The organism is Staphylococcus sp. HMSC062H10, assembly GCF_001836945.1.
In the GTDB taxonomy this organism is placed as follows: domain Bacteria; phylum Bacillota; class Bacilli; order Staphylococcales; family Staphylococcaceae; genus Staphylococcus; species Staphylococcus aureus.
Genome location: NZ_KV830996.1, coordinates 1 through 17,897, shown reverse-complemented (window position 1 = coordinate 17,897; position 17,897 = coordinate 1). Strand labels below are relative to the sequence as shown.

The 17,897-nt window shown below is 33.4% G+C and carries 18 protein-coding genes; 14 read left to right on the top strand and 4 right to left on the bottom strand.

What is annotated here, in order from left to right; translation table 11 throughout:
* Positions 1–3 precede the first annotated feature (3 nt).
* Positions 4–381, top strand: coding sequence for a VOC family protein (locus HMPREF2658_RS11985; RefSeq protein ID WP_000616227.1), 378 nt, complete (start codon positions 4–6; stop codon positions 379–381).
* Positions 382–543: 162 nt separating this feature from the next.
* Here HMPREF2658_RS11985 and HMPREF2658_RS11980 read toward each other — a convergent pair whose 3' ends face one another.
* The 3 genes from HMPREF2658_RS11980 to HMPREF2658_RS11970 all read right to left on the bottom strand — a co-directional run bounded on the left by HMPREF2658_RS11980 (position 544) and on the right by HMPREF2658_RS11970 (position 2,261).
* Positions 544–774: a DUF896 domain-containing protein gene (locus HMPREF2658_RS11980; RefSeq protein WP_000697136.1), complete on the bottom strand. Its 231-nt coding sequence runs from the start codon at positions 772–774 to the stop codon at positions 544–546.
* Between the two features lie 219 nt (positions 775–993).
* Complete coding sequence (locus HMPREF2658_RS14420; protein WP_001796731.1) at positions 994–1,494, bottom strand: hypothetical protein; 501 nt, start codon at positions 1,492–1,494, stop codon at positions 994–996.
* 197 nt (positions 1,495–1,691) lie between these two features.
* Positions 1,692–2,261: a TetR/AcrR family transcriptional regulator gene (locus HMPREF2658_RS11970; protein WP_072468843.1), complete on the bottom strand. Its 570-nt coding sequence runs from the start codon at positions 2,259–2,261 to the stop codon at positions 1,692–1,694.
* Positions 2,262–2,445: 184 nt separating this feature from the next.
* Between HMPREF2658_RS11970 and HMPREF2658_RS14415 the strand changes: the two genes are divergently transcribed.
* The 13 genes from HMPREF2658_RS14415 (at position 2,446) to HMPREF2658_RS11905 (ending at position 17,544) form a co-directional block, all read left to right on the top strand.
* Positions 2,446–2,544: a hypothetical protein gene (locus tag HMPREF2658_RS14415; protein WP_223181132.1), complete on the top strand. Its 99-nt coding sequence runs from the start codon at positions 2,446–2,448 to the stop codon at positions 2,542–2,544.
* Positions 2,545–2,672: 128 nt separating this feature from the next.
* Complete coding sequence (locus HMPREF2658_RS11960) at positions 2,673–3,728, top strand: PTS sugar transporter subunit IIC (protein ID WP_000200678.1); 1,056 nt, start codon at positions 2,673–2,675, stop codon at positions 3,726–3,728.
* Between the two features lie 630 nt (positions 3,729–4,358).
* On the top strand, positions 4,359–5,060 hold the full coding sequence (isaA, locus tag HMPREF2658_RS11955; protein ID WP_000751266.1) for a lytic transglycosylase IsaA: 702 nt from the start codon (positions 4,359–4,361) through the stop codon (positions 5,058–5,060).
* Positions 5,061–5,335: 275 nt separating this feature from the next.
* Entirely contained in the window at positions 5,336–5,824 is a 489-nt protein-coding gene (locus tag HMPREF2658_RS11950; protein WP_000996740.1) for a GNAT family N-acetyltransferase, read from the top strand.
* Positions 5,825–6,329: 505 nt separating this feature from the next.
* The gene (locus HMPREF2658_RS11945) at positions 6,330–8,141 is read left to right on the top strand and encodes an acyltransferase family protein (protein WP_000379831.1); all 1,812 of its coding nucleotides are present in this window, start codon (positions 6,330–6,332) and stop codon (positions 8,139–8,141) included.
* Between the two features lie 361 nt (positions 8,142–8,502).
* The gene (locus HMPREF2658_RS11940; RefSeq protein ID WP_000725216.1) at positions 8,503–9,240 is read left to right on the top strand and encodes a CHAP domain-containing protein; all 738 of its coding nucleotides are present in this window, start codon (positions 8,503–8,505) and stop codon (positions 9,238–9,240) included.
* A 174-nt stretch (positions 9,241–9,414) separates the two neighbouring features.
* A complete protein-coding gene (crtO, locus tag HMPREF2658_RS11935; RefSeq protein WP_072433182.1) occupies positions 9,415–9,903 on the top strand; it encodes a glycosyl-4,4'-diaponeurosporenoate acyltransferase in 489 nt (162 codons plus the stop codon).
* Entirely contained in the window at positions 9,896–11,389 is a 1,494-nt protein-coding gene (locus HMPREF2658_RS11930) for a phytoene desaturase family protein (protein ID WP_000160447.1), read from the top strand. Before crtO ends, HMPREF2658_RS11930 begins: the two co-directional genes overlap by 8 nt.
* A gap of 5 nt (positions 11,390–11,394) precedes the next feature.
* Entirely contained in the window at positions 11,395–12,522 is a 1,128-nt protein-coding gene (crtQ, locus tag HMPREF2658_RS11925) for a 4,4'-diaponeurosporenoate glycosyltransferase (protein WP_000871719.1), read from the top strand.
* Between the two features lie 36 nt (positions 12,523–12,558).
* On the top strand, positions 12,559–13,422 hold the full coding sequence (gene crtM / locus HMPREF2658_RS11920; RefSeq protein ID WP_001251175.1) for a 4,4'-diapophytoene synthase CrtM: 864 nt from the start codon (positions 12,559–12,561) through the stop codon (positions 13,420–13,422).
* Between the two features lie 11 nt (positions 13,423–13,433).
* Positions 13,434–14,942: a phytoene desaturase family protein gene (locus HMPREF2658_RS11915; protein WP_000686188.1), complete on the top strand. Its 1,509-nt coding sequence runs from the start codon at positions 13,434–13,436 to the stop codon at positions 14,940–14,942.
* A 426-nt stretch (positions 14,943–15,368) separates the two neighbouring features.
* Positions 15,369–16,523: an aminotransferase class I/II-fold pyridoxal phosphate-dependent enzyme gene (locus HMPREF2658_RS11910; protein WP_000625070.1), complete on the top strand. Its 1,155-nt coding sequence runs from the start codon at positions 15,369–15,371 to the stop codon at positions 16,521–16,523.
* Positions 16,524–16,545: 22 nt separating this feature from the next.
* Entirely contained in the window at positions 16,546–17,544 is a 999-nt protein-coding gene (locus HMPREF2658_RS11905) for a D-lactate dehydrogenase (RefSeq protein WP_070854430.1), read from the top strand.
* An 89-nt stretch (positions 17,545–17,633) separates the two neighbouring features.
* Here the strand turns inward: HMPREF2658_RS11905 and copZ are convergent, their stop codons facing one another.
* Positions 17,634–17,840, bottom strand: coding sequence for a copper chaperone CopZ (gene copZ / locus HMPREF2658_RS11900; RefSeq protein ID WP_000076662.1), 207 nt, complete (start codon positions 17,838–17,840; stop codon positions 17,634–17,636).
* Between the last annotated feature and the right edge of the window lie 57 nt (positions 17,841–17,897).

Genomic DNA, 17,897 nt, shown 5'->3' with positions numbered 1-17,897 from the left:
ATCATGATTCAATCAATGTGGTTTAATTTGCATGTGCAAGATTTAGAAAAGAGCGCACAGTTTTATAAAGCGTTAGGATTTAAAATAAATAGAAACCCACAAATGTTAGATAAAATGGTAGGCATTCAAATAGGTCAAACAACCGTAATTTTAATAGAAAACAAGCATTTTCAAAATGTGAGTCAGCAAAGCCTTAACACTGAACCAAATGAAGTGATGATTTCTCTAGGTGTGAACACAAATGAAGAAGTTGACCAGTTGGTGAATAAAGTGAAAGAAGCGGGTGGCACAGTCGTTCAAGAACCAACAGTAAGCCAAGGGTTTTATGGTGCAATGTTCAAAGATCTTGATGGACACCATTTTAATTTTTTAGTCTGCTAAAATAAAATTCTCAAAAGAATAAATAAAAAGCCCATACAGAGATGAAGCGTAATGTGCGCATGTCGTAAGAGACATGGTGCGACACATTAGTGTCTTCAATCCGTATGGGCTTTGTTTATGAGGTCAGTTGGCACCTTAAGTGCAATACCTCGTGAGCAAATATTAATTTTGAATATAACCGTATTGTTGGCGAAGATCATAAACTTTATCTGGTGTGACATCCTGACCGATTGGATCAACGACTTTCATTGTAGAGAATGTTGTTAACACTTGACCTCTAATCATGCTCAAATAGTCCTGTCTCAAAGCATGTTGTTCTTGTTTTTCAGCTACAGTAAGTGGTTGTACTTTTTCTTTATTTGCAAGTTCATTAATTCTATCTAAAATTTTCATATTGTCATATCCTCCTTAGAATCAAGTGTTGATATATTTTGAGTTTATTTCTATAAGGTAATTTATCAACACATTCAGTAATGTTTTTAGTTTCTCGGTCTTTTGACCAGCAGATTTTTGGAATTAAAATAAGGGGTTTGAGACACGATTTTAATAGTAGTACGACGGCAAAGTGATGTTATTGAAGTGCCGTTTGATATACATGTCTGCAATGTTGTTTTATAAGACAGGATGACGTAGCTGAGCAAAGAAATGAGCATTGTCGAATGACATCGTGTGTCTTATTAAAATTGCAATGGCCATCGCATAGGTATATTCACAGTCGATTTTCTTGATTTCTACATTATCATAATACGTAGTGTAAAAGTTATACGACAGTCGATAGTCGATTCGCTTATTACCACGAGCAATTATTATGTGATGCTTCAACTTCGACTTCAATTTACTTATAATGAATGTCATTAGACTCTGACTATTCTGATTAATATTTAATATGTTATGCGTGTGTTCAAACCCCTGAGGTTCATCTGTCTCGCTCACGTCAATCCCTCCTATCTTAGTATTTAAACAACGCATATCAACTATGCGACATGTGTTGTTTAGACATACTATACTACTATGTCGTACGTTTGCCAATAAACACGTACATATCATTTGTTGCCTAAACAACATATTGCCTGAAGTGTTGTTTAAGTACGCAAAAACAAAAATGCTTGTCACTAAAATCTATATGTTTTAATGACAAGCTTATTTTTATTCAGTTAACGACTGCCAATATGGCTTTGTAGAGTATAGGACGTTGATTTATGTCCTAGACACGGCTAATCAATCGTAATACGTTAAATTTTATTGTGTGTACAAGTATGAACCTAAGTCACATAGTGATTTCAAGATGCATGACTAAATACCAAGTTTTATTAAAAATGTGCTATATGATGAATTAAAAATGGAAGGTTGCGATCGATAAACACATCGGCTGTTTCTTGACTCGTGTTAAACCAATGTAATGCTAAGCCTGAGATACCAGCTGCTAAAAAACTCGCACTATTTACAATGATATCTCGTTGATGCTCCGGATAGCTGTTTTCTAACATAATCGCAAAAATATCTTCTAATTCATTATTAATACGTTGATGTGCTTTGTTGCAAAATGCTTCACTATTTAATTCGCAAGACTTTGCAGCATCTTTGATATAACTCGCAATTGAAATGAAAATATTACGCAGTACCTTTTCATTAATGACATTAGAAATGCTCAAGTTATCATTCAAGTCTTTTAAAATGGTTACAGACAATGTGTAGTCTAGGAGGTCTTCTTTATCAGTGAAATGAGCGTAAAATGTTGCACGATTTAGCGTAGCAATATCAGTGATATCTTTAACTGTAATTTGAGATAATTTCTTTTCTCTAGAAATTTTAAGAAAAGCATCGACAAGCAATTGTTTGGTTCTAACGATTCTTGGATCTATGGATTTACTTTCAATCATTTGTTCACTACCTAACATCTGTTGTTTTAACACTTATTATCAGTATCTTCTATTATATTGTCAATTGTGTTGATGATATGTAAGTGCTGATACGCTCCTAACAAATAATGTACCTTTTTGGTAAGCATTTGAATGCCTTTCTTCTATTATATGAATGTATTTTAAAAATGAAGATAAAATAAAAGTGTATTGTAACAATATGTTTGAAAAATTGCCAATTTCTTTATCTAAAAATTCAGAATTTTGTGATATACTATTTTTCATAGTCTTGAGTTATAGATGATATCGCTAGCCTAAATATAACAACATCGGCATGCACATCTTAGAATTTAAGCTAGTGGTAGCTTATAACTTAAGGCTCTTTATTATTTTTGCATAAATATGCGTATACATAAGTGGAAGGATGATATTATGACATCAATTAAAACAATTACACCAAAAGATTTTATATTTAGAGTTTTATCGGGTGTCGCTATAGGTATTGTTGCGGGTTTAGTTCCCAATGCTATACTTGGAGAAATTTTTAAGTATTTTATGGATTATCATCCAATTTTTAAAACATTACTGGGTGTTGTAGTAGCAATTCAATTTACAGTACCAGCTTTGATTGGTGCATTAATTGCCATGAAATTTGACCTATCGCCATTAGCAATTGCAGTAGTATCTAGTGCTGCATATGTAGGAAGCGGGGCAGCACAATTTAAAAATGGTGCTTGGGTTATTGCTGGTATAGGTGACCTGATAAATACAATGATCACAGCAGCTATAGCCGTATTATTTATTTTGTTAATTCAACATCGTGTCGGTAGTATGGCGTTGATTGTTTTTCCGACAGTAGTTGGAGGTATTTCAGGAGCTATAGGTGTTCTAATATTGCCATATACTAGAATGATTACAACAGGCATTGGAAATATGGTAAATGGATTCACAGAATTACAACCAATTATAATGAGTATTTTAATTTCAATGGTATTTAGTCTTATTATTATTTCACCGTTATCTACGGTAGCAATTGCTTTTGCAATAGGTATTACTGGACTAGCTGCTGGATCTGCATCAATCGGAATTTCAGCAACTGAAGCCGTTCTTATTATTGGAACTAGTAAAGTAAATAGATTAGGTGTACCACTATCTGTATTCTTCGGTGGGGTCAAAATGATGATACCGAATATTGTCAAATACCCAATTTTAATGTTGCCAATATTAACGACTGCAATTGTTTCAGGGTTGGTATCAGCAATAGTTGGTATTTATGGAACGAAAGAATCTGCTGGTTTTGGTTTTATAGGTATGGTTGGGCCAATCAATGCGTTTAAATTCATGCATGTTGATTCAGCATGGTTAAGTGTATTGCTTATTGTAGTTGCATTCTTTGTAGTACCATTCCTTACAGCGTGGGTTGCGGATATCGTTTATAGAAAAGTATTTCGTCTTTATACAAATGATATTTTCAAATTTATGGGTTAATTTCCGATCTATCTATTGAAATGGAGTAATCTTTAAATCATAAGTTTGGATTAGCAAAACAATTGAAATAGAAACTTTCATTATAGAAGAAATTTACTCACGTGTTTAAAATCAAATATGTCTTTTGAAAAAGGAAGACTTTAATTTAATAAAAGATGTGTATTCTAAAACTTTGAATATGTAATAATAATAGCAATCAATACATTTGTAGAAATCTATGTGTTGATTGCTTTTTAATTGCGTTTAATTGATCAAAGTAAGTTGTATTTGATGACGGTAATGTTACAGGCGTGTAACAAAAATACAATCTGTAATATTACGAAAGCTGTAATAGTTGAGCTAAATATAGTAAAAAACTTATGCATTTATGCTTATTTCAAGGATTGATTAGATTCTAAAAGAAACATATTTCACATTACAGTATAAAACAACCATATTTCAACATTACAAATAACACTTGATATTGTAATGTTTTGTAAAGAAAGTGTAATTTACTTGCTACTTTTTTATGATATAGTGAGTACCGTTGAAAGAAATAAAAGACAATTTAAACTTGCACTACGACATTCAAATTCAAAATATAATTACTAAAAACATAAACTTACAATTATTACTGGAGGATTTTTTACTATGAAAAAGACAATTATGGCATCATCATTAGCAGTGGCATTAGGTGTAACAGGTTACGCAGCAGGTACAGGACATCAAGCACACGCTGCTGAAGTAAACGTTGATCAAGCACACTTAGTTGACTTAGCGCATAATCACCAAGATCAATTAAATGCAGCTCCAATCAAAGATGGTGCATATGACATCCACTTTGTAAAAGATGGTTTCCAATATAACTTTACTTCAAATGGTACTACATGGTCATGGAGCTATGAAGCAGCTAATGGTCAAACTGCTGGTTTCTCAAACGTTGCAGGTGCAGACTACACTACTTCATACAACCAAGGTTCAAATGTACAATCAGTAAGCTACAATGCACAATCAAGTAACTCAAACGTTGAAGCTGTTTCAGCTCCAACTTACCATAACTACAGCACTTCAACTACTTCAAGTTCAGTGAGATTAAGCAATGGTAATACTGCAGGTGCTACTGGTTCATCAGCAGCTCAAATCATGGCTCAACGTACTGGTGTTTCAGCTGCTACATGGGCTGCAATCATCGCTCGTGAATCAAATGGTCAAGTAAATGCTTACAACCCATCAGGTGCTTCAGGTTTATTCCAAACTATGCCAGGTTGGGGTCCAACAAACACTGTTGACCAACAAATCAACGCAGCTGTTAAAGCATACAAAGCACAAGGTTTAAGCGCTTGGGGATTCTAATTCCTTCATAATTAATAAAAGTAATGTTTAGACATTAAATATATAGCTCTTCCCATAGAAATTGGGGAGAGTTTTTTTATTAATTAAAAATACATTTCTTAAAAAGTGGATATTGAAGTTAGGGAAATTTATTGGACTTTATTGTATTACTGCTAAAATACTTGTCTTTATTAAGTGCCAAGTGGAATGAAACTTCATTTGAGGCTGTACTGAGTACACTAGATACAAACTAAACGCGCATTTTATGATTAAATTAAATGAAAAAGGAGATAAAAATGGCTATAAACATAATTGAATATAATAGATCTTATAAGGAAGAGTTAATCGAATTTATTTTATCGATTCAAAAAAATGAATTTAATATAAATATTGATAGGAATGATCAACCTGATTTGGAAAACATCGAACATAATTATTTGAATAGCGGAGGTCAATTTTGGCTTGCAATAAACAATCATCAAAATATTGTTGGTACTATAGGTTTGATTAGACTAGATAATAATATGTCTGCACTTAAAAAAATGTTTGTTGATGAAGGTTATAGGAATTTAAAAATAGGTAAAAAACTTTTAGATAAAGTTATAATGACATGTAAAGAACAAAATATCGATGGTATTTATTTAGGAACAATTGATAAATTTATTAGTGCACAGTATTTTTATTCTAATAATGGCTTCCGAGAAATTAAGCGAGGAGATTTACCAAGTAGTTTTCCTAAATTAGATGTAGATAATAGGTTTTATTATAGAAATTTAAAAGATTAATTCGATGCAATGAATAATTGATATGACAATCTTAGTAATATTCATTTTAAAAGTGACACATAGCGTTTAAATATAAAGGTTGACGTGATATATCGTTTGGTTTAAATTAGAGGATAGGCTGCATTTCACTTTATTTTCAATACATGTTAGTTTTTTCAACTTTGAAAAAGTAAATTCCGAATAGCAAATCTTAATGATTCTGTAAAAGTAAGATGCATAAAATATAAAACGAACCTTTTTTTGTAAAAATATAATGAAAACAACAGTTATTTTGTTAAAAATTCAAGAATCTATGATAATCTATGTTATGTAGTAAAATCGACAAATTTATATGTGGTTTGCAGTAATGAAATTAACTGTAATAATTGTTTTCTACTTAATAAAAAATTTAAAACTATCTTAATTAAGGGTTAAATCAATTAATGAAAATCAGTGCAATATTTTATTTTCAAAAATATTGTGATATGCTACAAAATAGAGAAAAATAAATGGGGCGTTTATTAACATGGATACAAAAGACTTTAAACGTTTAGAAAAAATGTATTCCCCGCGATACTTACCCGGATTAGATGGATTGAGGGCATTCGCAGTTATAGGAATCATTATTTATCACTTGAATGCACAATGGTTAAGTGGGGGCTTTTTAGGAGTAGATACATTCTTCGTTATTTCAGGTTATTTAATAACAAGTTTGTTGATAAGTGAGTATTATCGGACGCAAAAAATCGATTTACTAGAGTTTTGGAAGCGACGATTGAAACGACTCATTCCGGCAGTGTTATTTTTAATCTGTGTCGTGCTTACGTTCACACTGATATTTAAACCGGAATTGATTATACAAATGAAACGAGATGCTATTGCAGCTATATTCTATGTTTCAAACTGGTGGTACATTTCACAGAATGTAGATTATTTTAACCAATTTGCTATTGAACCACTCAAACATTTATGGTCTTTAGCCATTGAAGAACAATTTTACTTGCTTTTCCCATTGGTTATCACGTTCTTATTACATAGATTTAAACCGAGAAATATTATTCAAACGCTATTTATTGTATCGTTGATTTCTTTAGGACTTATGATAGTGATTCATTTCATCACTGGAGATAATTCACGTGTGTATTTTGGGACAGATACACGACTGCAAACTTTATTGCTTGGTTGTATATTAGCATTTATTTGGCCACCGTTTGCTTTGAAAAAAGATATTTCTAAAAAGATTGTCGTATCATTAGATATTATAGGGATATCTGGTTTTGCGGTGCTAATGACTTTGTTCTTTATAGTTGGAGACCAAGATCAATGGATTTATAATGGAGGATTTTACATTATATCATTTGCAACTTTATTCATTATTGCGATTGCGGTACATCCTTCTAGTTTATTTGCTAAATTTTTAAGTATGAAACCCTTGCTAATTATAGGTAAACGATCATATAGTTTATATTTATGGCATTATCCTATCATTGTTTTTGTGAACAGTTATTACGTACAAGGACAAATACCCGTATACGTCTATGTGATAGAAATTTTGTTAACAGCGTTAATGGCTGAAATTTCGTATCGCTTTATTGAAACACCTATACGTAAAAAAGGGTTTAAAGCTTTTGCATTTTTACCTAAAAAGAAGGGGCAATTTGCTAGAACTGTGTTAGTTATCCTATTATTGGTTCCGTCTATCGTTGTGCTCAGTGGACAGTTTGATGCACTTGGCAAACAACATGAAGCCGAGAAGAAAGAGAAGAAGACGGAATTTAAAACAACGAAGAAAAAAGTCGTTAAAAAAGATAAGCAAGAGGATAAGCAGACAGCAAATAGTAAAGAGGATATTAAAAAGTCATCACCACTATTAATTGGTGACTCGGTTATGGTGGATATTGGTAATGTCTTTACTAAGAAAATACCAAATGCACAAATTGATGGTAAAGTTGGACGGCAACTCGTTGATGCTACACCAATTGTGAAATCGCAATATAAAGACTATGCTAAAAAAGGTCAAAAAGTTGTAGTAGAGCTTGGTACAAATGGCGCATTTACGAAAGATCAATTAAATGAACTATTGGATAGTTTCGGAAAAGCAGACATTTATTTAGTTTCTATTAGAGTACCTAGAGATTATGAAGGTAGAATAAATAAATTAATTTATGAGGCAGCTGAAAAGCGCTCTAATGTACATCTAGTCGATTGGTATAAAGCTTCTGAAGGTCATCCGGAGTACTTTGCATATGACGGTATTCACTTAGAATATGCAGGTAGTAAAGCACTGACTGATTTGATTGTAAAAACGATGGAAACACATGCTACAAATAAGAGATAACTTGATGCACTAAACTTTTGAAATATTACATTACTTCTGATATTTATTATCAAAAAGGATGTATTTCATTAAAAGTTTAGTGCTTTTTTTATTTTCAAATCCCATGTTAGCGGTGCAGAAAAAGTGTTGTAAACATTCTAATTGGTATATTACATTCAATGATGCTTTGTTAGGAACAGATTACATTATGATAACAAAGTCCACAAGGTACCTAATCTCTGTTATAGTTTGTTTTATCGCAAAACTATAAAAGTTATAATTATTTGCATACTAAAAAAATAAAAAATATAAAATTTAAAATAATTGAGTCGCTAATGACTATATGTATAGAGTGTTTTGATTATTGGGAGGATATTTAATTATGAAAAAAATCGTTACAGCTACAATCGCTACAGCAGGACTTGCCACTATCGCATTTGCAGGACATGATGCACAAGCCGCAGAACAAAATAACAATGGATATAATTCTAATGACGCTCAATCATACAGCTATACGTATACAATTGATGCACAAGGTAATTATCATTACACTTGGACAGGAAATTGGAATCCAAGTCAATTAACGCAAAACAACACATACTACTACAACAACTACAATACTTATAGTTATAACAATGCATCTTACAATAACTATACAAACAATAGCCAAACAGCAACAAATAACTATTACACTGGTGGATCAGGTGCAAGTTATAGCACAACAAGCAATAATGTTCGTGTGACTACAACTGCAGCGCCATCTTCAAATGGTCGTTCAATTTCTAATGGTTATGCATCAGGAAGTAACTTATATACTTCAGGACAATGTACTTATTATGTATTTGATCGTGTTGGTGGAAAAATTGGTTCAACATGGGGCAATGCCAACAATTGGGCTAGTGCAGCTGCTGCATCAGGTTATACTGTGAACAATACCCCTAAAGCTGGTGCAATCATGCAAACAACACAAGGTTACTATGGACATGTAGCTTATGTTGAGAGCGTGAATAGCAATGGTTCAGTACGTGTTTCTGAAATGAACTATGGTCACGGTGCAGGTGTCGTAACATCACGAACTATTTCAGCAAACCAAGCAGGTTCATATAATTTCATTCATTAATCAAATGTAAATCAAATGACGTCAATAGTCTCTAACATGAGAGTATTGGCGTTTTTGTTTTATATAAATATAAATGAGAGCGGTTTATTCACTAATCTTTAGGGAACTAAGTAATAAAATGGCAATTTATACTATATAGGTATGATTGAGAGTGATTCAATTTAAATGAAAATCATAAAAAAATATATCAAAACAGCATTTTTCTGCAGTATGTATTGGTTAATTGTTCAACTAAATATAGCAAATTTAGGTACAAGAATTCCTGACAAGTATTTTCGTCAGAAGCATATAATATTTAAATCATTTAACTTTGAGAAGCATGGAAAATTTTGGAACAAATGGTTTTACGTAAGAAAATGGAAACATAAGATTTTAGATGGTCATCAGCTTAATCAAAATATATATGATCAGCGTCATTTAATGACAATCAATACTGATGAAATTGAAAAAATGATTATAGAGACAAAGAGGGCAGAGTTAATTCATTGGATATCGATACTTCCAGTCATCATATTCAATAAAGGCCCTCGTTTAGTAAAGTATATAAATATTTTCTATGCAATGATAGCTAATGTTCCAATCATTATTGTGCAACGTTATAATCGACCGAGATTAACGCAGTTACTACGCATATTAAAACGAAGAGGTGAACGTCATGACTAAACATATCATCGTTATTGGTGGTGGCTTAGGTGGGATTTCTGCAGCAATTCGAATGGCACAAAGTGGCTATTCGGTCTCATTATATGAACAAAATAATCATATAGGAGGCAAAGTGAATCGTCATGAATCAGATGGCTTTGGCTTTGATTTAGGTCCATCTATTTTAACGATGCCTTATATTTTTGAAAAATTATTCGAATATAGCAAGAAGCAAATGTCAGACTACGTTAAAATCAAGAGATTGCCACATCAATGGCGTAGCTTTTTTCCAGATGGAACGACTATCGATTTGTATGAAGGTATTAAAGAAACAGGTCAGCATAATGCGATATTGTCGAACAAGGATATAGAGGAACTGCAAAATTATTTGAATTACACAAAACAAATCGATCGTATAACTGAAGAAGGATATTTTAAGCATGGCTTAGATACACTTTCTCAAATTATTAAATTTCATGGGCCATTAAATGCACTTATTAATTATGATTATGTACATACTATGCAACAGGCCATAGACAAGCGTATCTCGAATCCATACTTGCGACAAATGTTAGGCTATTTTATCAAATATGTTGGTTCTTCATCATACGATGCGCCAGCTGTATTATCTATGTTATTCCATATGCAACAAGAGCAAGGCCTTTGGTATGTAGAAGGTGGAATCCATCATTTAGCCAATGCCTTGGAAAAGTTAGCGCGTGAAGAAGGTGTCACAATTCATACAGGTACACGTGTGGACAATATTAAAACATATCAAAGACGTGTGACGGGTATCAGATTAGATACAGGTGAGTTTGTAAAGGCAGATTATATTATTTCAAATATGGAAGTCATACCTACTTATAAATATTTACTTCACCTTGATACTCAACGATTAAACAAATTAGAGCGGGAATTTGAGCCAGCAAGCTCAGGATATGTGATGCATTTAGGTGTTGCTTGCCAATACCCGCAATTAGCACATCATAATTTCTTTTTTACGGAAAATGCTTATCTCAATTATCAACAAGTTTTTCATGAAAAAGTATTGCCAGATGATCCGACCATTTATCTAGTAAATACGAATAAAACTGATCACACACAAGCACCAGTAGGTTATGAAAACATCAAAGTCTTACCACATATTCCATATATTCAAGATCAGCCTTTTACAGCTGAAGATTATGCGAAGTTTAGGGATAAAATTTTGGATAAATTAGAAGAAATGGGACTTACTGATTTAAGAAAACACATTATTTATGAAGATGTTTGGACACCGGAGGATATTGAAAAAAATTATCGTTCTAATCGTGGTGCAATATATGGTGTTGTAGCAGATAAAAAGAAAAACAAAGGGTTTAAATTTCCTAAAGAAAGTCAGTATTTTGAAAACTTGTACTTTGTAGGTGGATCAGTAAATCCTGGTGGTGGCATGCCAATGGTTACATTAAGTGGGCAACAAGTCGCAGACAAAATAAACGCGCGAGAAGCGAAGAATAGGAAGTGATATCTATGAAATGGTTATCACGAATATTAACAGTAATAGTGACTATGTCTATGGCGTGTGGTGCATTGATATTTAATCGTAGGCATCAGCTAAAGGCGAAAACGCTGAACTTCAATCATAAAGCATTAACAATTATTATTCCGGCTAGAAACGAAGAAAAAAGAATAGGTCATTTACTACATTCGATAATACAACAGCAAGTTCCAGTAGATGTCATTGTTATGAATGACGGATCGATAGATGAAACAGCACGTGTAGCGCGTTCATATGGTGCGACTGTAGTAGATGTTGTTGATGATACTGAAGGTAAATGGTATGGGAAATCACATGCTTGTTATCAAGGTGTGACGCATGCATGCACGAATCGTATTGCTTTTGTAGATGCTGATGTAACTTTCTTAAGGAAAGATGCTGTTGAAACGTTGATTAATCAGTATCAATTACAAGGTGAAAAAGGATTGTTAAGCGTACAGCCTTATCATATAACAAAGCGTTTCTACGAAGGGTTTTCAGCGATATTTAATTTAATGACAGTCATTGGTATGAATGTATTTTCTACCTTAGACGACGGTCAGACTAACCAACATGCATTTGGACCGGTGATATTAACAAATAAAGAAGATTATTATGCAACTGGAGGTCATAAAAGTGCGAACCGTCATATTATTGAAGGATTTGCTTTAGGAAGTGCATATACTTCACAATCATTGCCCGTAACAGTTTATGAAGGATTTCCGTTTGTTGCATTTCGCATGTATCAAGAAGGATTTCAGTCATTACAAGAAGGATGGACAAAGCATTTGTCAACTGGGGCAGGTGGCACAAAGCCTAAGATCATGGCAGCAATAGTGTTGTGGTTGTTCGGTTCTATTGCGAGTATTGTAGGGCTATGTCTTAGTTTAAAATATCGCCAAATGTCTGTAGGAAAAATGTTAACAGTTTACTTGAGCTATACTACACAATTTATTTATCTGCATCGAAGGGTCGGCCAATTTTCTAATTTATTAATGGTATGTCATCCATTGTTATTTATGTTTTTTACTAAAATTTTCATCCAATCTTGGAGACAAACGCATTGTTATGGTGTAGTTGAATGGAAAGGTCGTCAATATTCTATATCTAAAGAACAATAAATCAAGGTAATGGCATTTCAATATAGGAGGACTAGTATGGCAATGATGGATATGAATTTTAAATATTGTCATAAAATCATGAAGAAACATTCAAAAAGCTTTTCTTACGCTTTTGACTTGTTACCAGAAGATCAAAGAAAAGCGGTTTGGGCAATTTATGCTGTGTGTCGTAAAATTGATGACAGTATAGATGTTTATGGCGATATTCAATTTTTAAATCAAATAAAAGAAGATATACAATCTATTGAAAAATACCCATATGAACATCATCACTTTCAAAGTAATCGTAGAATCATGATGGCGCTTCAGCATGTTGCACAACATAAAAATATCGCCTTTCAATCTTTCTATAATCTCATTGATACTGTATATAAAGATCAACATTTTACAATGTTTGAAACGGACGCTGAATTATTCGGATATTGTTATGGTGTTGCTGGTACAGTAGGTGAAGTATTGACGCCGATTTTAAGTGATCATGAAACACATCAGACATACGATGTCGCAAGAAGGCTTGGTGAATCGTTGCAATTGATTAATATATTAAGAGATGTCGGTGAAGATTTTGAAAATGAACGGATATATTTTAGTAAGCAACGATTAAAGCAATATGAAGTTGATATTGCTGAAGTGTACCAAAATGGTGTTAATAATCATTATATTGACTTATGGGAATATTATGCAGCTATCGCAGAAAAAGATTTTCGAGATGTTATGGATCAAATCAAAGTATTTAGTATTGAAGCACAACCAATCATAGAATTAGCAGCACGTATATATATTGAAATACTGGACGAAGTGAGACAGGCTAACTATACATTACATGAACGTATTTTTGTGGATAAGAGGAAAAAAGCAAAGTTGTTTCATGAAATAAATAGTAAATATCATATAATATAGGTGGTTGAATAATGAAGATTGCAGTAATTGGTGCAGGTGTCACAGGATTAGCAGCGGCAGCCCGTATTGCTTCTCAAGGTCATGAAGTGACGATATTTGAAAAAAATACAAATGTAGGCGGGCGTATGAATCAATTAAAGAAAGACGGCTTTACATTTGATATGGGTCCCACAATTGTCATGATGCCAGATGTTTATAAAGATGTATTTACAATGTGTGGTAAAAATTATGAAGATTATATTGAATTGAGACAATTACGTTATATTTACGACGTGTATTTTGACCGCGATGATTGTATAACGGTGCCTACAGATTTAGCTGAATTACAGCACATGCTAGAAAGTATAGAACCGGGTTCAACACATGGTTTTATGTCCTTTTTAACAGATGTTTATAAAAAATATGAAATTGCACGTCGCTATTTCTTAGAAAGAACGTATCGCAAACCAAGTGACTTTTATAATATGACGTCACTTGTGCAAGGTGCTAAATTAAAAACTCTAAATCATGCAGATCAATTAATTGAGCAGTACATTGATAATGAAAAAATACAAAAACTGTTAGCCTTTCAAACGTTATACATAGGAATTGATCCAAAACGAGGCCCGTCACTATATTCAATTATTCCTATGATTGAAATGATGTTTGGTGTGCATTTTATTAAAGGCGGTATGTATGGCATGGCTCAAGGGCTAGCACAATTAAATAAAGACTTAGGCGTTAATATTGAACTTAATGCTGAAATTGAGCAAATTATTATTGATCCTAAATTCAAAAGGGCCGATGCGATAAAAGTGAATCGTGACATAAGAAAATTTGATAAAATTTTATGTACGGCTGATTTCCCTAGTGTTGCGGAATCATTAATGCCAGATTTTGCACCTATTAAAAAGTATCCACCACATAAAATTGCAGACTTAGATTACTCTTGTTCAGCATTTTTAATGTATATCGGTATAGATATTGATGTGACAGATCAAGTGAGACTTCATAATGTTATTTTTTCAGATGATTTTAGAGGCAATATTGAAGAAATATTTGAGGGACGTTTATCATATGATCCTTCTATTTATGTGTATGTTCCAGCGGTCGCTGATAAATCACTTGCGCCAGAAGGCAAAACTGGTATTTATGTGTTAATGCCGACTCCGGAACTTAAAACAGGTAGCGGAATCGATTGGTCAGATGAAGCTTTGACACAACAAATAAAAGATGTTATTTATCGTAAACTAGCAACAATTGAAGCATTTGAAGATATAAAATCGCATATTATATCGGAAACCATCTTTACGCCGAATGATTTTGAGCAAACGTATCATGCGAAATTTGGTTCGGCATTCGGTTTAATGCCAACTTTATCGCAAAGTAATTATTATCGTCCACAAAATGTATCGCGAGATTATAAAGATTTATATTTTGCAGGTGCAAGTACGCATCCAGGTGCAGGCGTTCCTATTGTCTTAACGAGTGCGAAAATAACTGTAGACGAAATAATTAAAGATATTGAGCAAGGCGTGTAAGGGAGTAGTCTAAGAGAAAGATGTGAGAAAAGTATAAGGGGAACGTAAAAGACATTGTGAAATAAGTATGTGCTTAAGAAGTTTTATTTAACAATGAATGACGCCTGTTAAGGTTCACGTTTGAATACGTGCCTTGATGGGCGTTATACTTTATATAAGCATATCTAACTGGTTGCGCATGCGGATATGCATGGCTGTTAAATCATAACGATTGAGTGTGTATTAATCTGAAAATTCCTAATATTGACAATAATATTGTACCTACCTAAAATGAAAATAAATTCATTCAATACAACGTGTGACATAAATTCTGTTGAACATAACGGTGAATGACGATGTCATTGTAACCATCTAAATGAGAGTGATACAAGTTGTTAGGATTATGATAGTCGCCCAGGCTATGTTTAATGATAGAGGAGGAATTTGATGATTTCTAACAAATTAGCAAATATCCCTGATAGTTATTTCGGGAAAACGATGGGACGTAAAATCGAACATGGACCATTGCCATTAATTAATATGGCAGTTGGGATCCCTGATGGGCCCACGCCACAAGGTATTATTGATCATTTTCAAAAAGCACTAACTATTCCTGAAAATCAAAAATATGGTGCTTTTCATGGTAAAGAGATGTTCAAGCAAGCCATTGTAGATTTTTATCAAAGACAATATGATGTGACGTTAGATAAAGAAGATGAAGTATGTATTTTATATGGTACAAAAAATGGATTAGTGGCAGTACCGACATGTGTTATCAATCCAGGAGATTACGTGTTACTACCGGATCCAGGTTATACAGATTACTTGGCAGGAGTACTTTTAGCTGATGGAAAGCCAGTGCCACTTAATTTAGAACCGCCACATTATTTGCCAGATTGGTCCACAGTTGATTCACAAATAATAGATAAAACAAAACTCATTTATTTAACGTATCCAAATAATCCAACTGGATCGACAGCTACGAAAGAAGTTTTTGATGAAGCGATAGCTAAATTTAAAGATACAGACACTAAAATCGTGCATGACTTTGCTTATGGTGCTTTCGGTTTCGACGCTAAAAATCCTAGTATACTTGCTTCGGAAAATGGGAAAGATGTTGCGATTGAAATTTATTCCTTGTCTAAAGGTTATAACATGTCAGGTTTTAGAGTCGGTTTTGCAGTTGGTAATAAAGATATGATTCAAGCTTTGAAAAAGTACCAAACGCACACAAATGCTGGGATGTTTGGTGCATTACAAGATGCCGCAATATATGCTTTGAATCATTATGATGATTTTTTAGAAGAACAAAGCAATGTATTTAAAGCACGTCGTGACCGATTCGAAGCCATGCTTGCAAAAGTTGATTTGCCATTTGTTCATGCTAAAGGTGGCATATATGTATGGTTGGAAACACCGTCTGGTTATGACAGCGAGCAATTTGAGCAATTTTTAGTGAAAGAGAAATCAATACTTGTTGCACCGGGGAAACCATTTGGAGAGAATGGTAATCGTTATGTGAGAATCTCATTGGCGTTAGATGACCAGCAATTAGACGAAGCAGCAATAAGATTAACAGAATTAGCAAATTTATATAAATAATAAAGTTAAGGGTGATGTTAAAATGACAAAAATTAAAATCATGAGTGTACGTGATGAAGATATGCCTTATATCAAGGCGTGGGCAGAGAAACATCATGTTGAGGTAGATATTACTAAAGAAGCATTAACTGATGACAATGTTGAAGGTGTCGCTGGTTATGATGGCTTATCGCTATCACAACAAATACCATTATCAGAGCATGTTTATAAACGATTAAATGAACTAGGTATTAAACAAATCGCACAACGTAGTGCTGGATTTGATACATATGATTTGGAGTTAGCAAACAAGTATAACTTGATTGTGTCAAATGTGCCGTCATACTCTCCGAATTCAATTGCGGAGTTTGCTGTGAATCAGGCTATTAATGTGGTTCGTCATTTTAATCAAATTCAAACGAAAGTGCGAGAGCATGATTTTAGATGGGAACCTACTATTTTATCGAAATCCATTAAAGATTTAAAAGTAGCTGTTATTGGTACAGGTCGAATTGGCCGTGTAGTAGCCGATATATTTGCCAATGGTTATCAAAGTGATGTGGTCGCATACGACCCGTTTCCTAATGCTAAAATTGCAACGTATGTCGATTACAAAGATACGATTGAGGAAGCGGTTGAAGGTGCTGATATCGTGACATTACATGTACCTGCAACGAAATATAATCATTATCTATTTAATGCTGAATTATTTAAACACTTTAAAAAGGGCGCAGTATTTGTCAATTGTGCAAGAGGTTCTTTAGTAGATACTAAGGCGTTATTAGACGCATTAGACAATGGTGTGATTAAAGGTGCAGCACTTGATACGTATGAATTTGAACGCAAACTTTTCCCAAGTGATCAAAGGGGCAAAACACTGAACGATCCATTGTTAGAATCGTTGATTGACAGGGAAGATGTCATATTAACACCACATATTGCGTTTTATACTGAAGCTACAGTTGAAAATCTAATTGTCGATGCATTAGATGCAACATTAGATGTATTGCAGACTGGAGATACTAGGTTACGAGTAAATTAAAAATCGAACTGATGAGATAATTTGGATTGTTGGGATTCTCATCAGTTCGATTTTTTAATTTGGTGTTGATGACGTTGAATATTGCCTAATTAAACGACATCGTAACCTTGATCTTCAATTGCGTCTTTCATTTGAGATACAGCAACTTTACTGTCATCATATTGAACACTTACTTGACCATTTTCAAGGTTAACTTCAGCTGAAGTGACACCGTCAATATTATTTAATGCAGATTCAACAGCACTTTTGCAGTGACCACAGCTCATACCTTCAACATTTAAAATTTCTTGTGACATAGCATTCACCTCCTTTTAGAGCCACTTATTATTTATAATAATTAGTGGCTCTTATGC